This is a genomic window from Streptococcus timonensis, from assembly GCF_047460355.1.
In the GTDB taxonomy this organism is placed as follows: Bacteria; Bacillota; Bacilli; order Lactobacillales; family Streptococcaceae; genus Streptococcus; species Streptococcus timonensis_A.
This window is the reverse complement of the sequence record NZ_JASHGL010000012.1, coordinates 1-779: the sequence shown is the minus strand read 5'-3', so window position 1 is coordinate 779 and position 779 is coordinate 1. Positions and strand designations below refer to the sequence as shown.

The 779-nt window shown below is 38.5% G+C and carries 1 protein-coding gene; it reads left to right on the top strand.

Going from position 1 to position 779, the window contains the following annotated elements; translation table 11 throughout:
* Nucleotides 1–30: 30 nt before the first annotated feature.
* Nucleotides 31–779, top strand: a 749-nt coding sequence (locus QM941_RS09760) for a protein rep (RefSeq protein WP_414340387.1), incomplete at its 3' end; no start/stop codon positions are given.

The window sequence follows — 779 nt, the reverse complement described above, 5'->3', positions numbered from 1 at the left end:
CAAAATACTGTTTATGCAGAATATTTAGCTATGTTACGTTATCTGAAAATGTCTAGGGTTAGTAAATGTGCTGATGTGTTGAGATTTGCAATTACAGACACGGGACACTTGAAGCTTAAGCAAACCTGGTTTTGTAAATCCAGGCTTTGTCCAATGTGTGCTTGGAGGAGGTCTATGAAATACGCCGTCGATACTAGCAAAATCATTGAAGAAGCAGTGAAAAGAGAGCCTAAAGGTCGTTGGTTATTTCTGACTTTAACGACTAAGAACACTACTAACGCAAATGATTTGAGTAATGAAATCAAAAGCTATAGTGTTGCGTTGCGTAAGATGTTGCGTAGTAAGCCTTTGAAAGATACGGTCTTAGGGTTTAGTCGTGGTATTGAAGTGACCGTGAATAAGGAGAATGGCACGTATAACCAACATATGCACGTGTTATTATTTGTTAAAGCCAGCTATTTTAAAGGTGGTCGGTACATCTCTAAAACAGAGTGGGTTCAGCTTTGGCGAAAAGCAATGAAGTTAGATTATGATCCAAGTGTAGACGTTCGTGCTGTGAAGGGAGCTAATTCTGATGAGCGATTTAAGGCGGTTCTTGAGGTTGCTAAATATCCAGTGAAATCTAAAGACTATCTTGTTAGAGACGATAAAGAGAGTTTGGATACCAATTTAAAGATAGTTAATGACCTTGAAAATGCCTTACACCGTAAGAGATTGACAGCTTTTGGTGGGCTATTGAAGGTTATTCAGAAAGAGTTAAATATCGAGGAGATAGACAG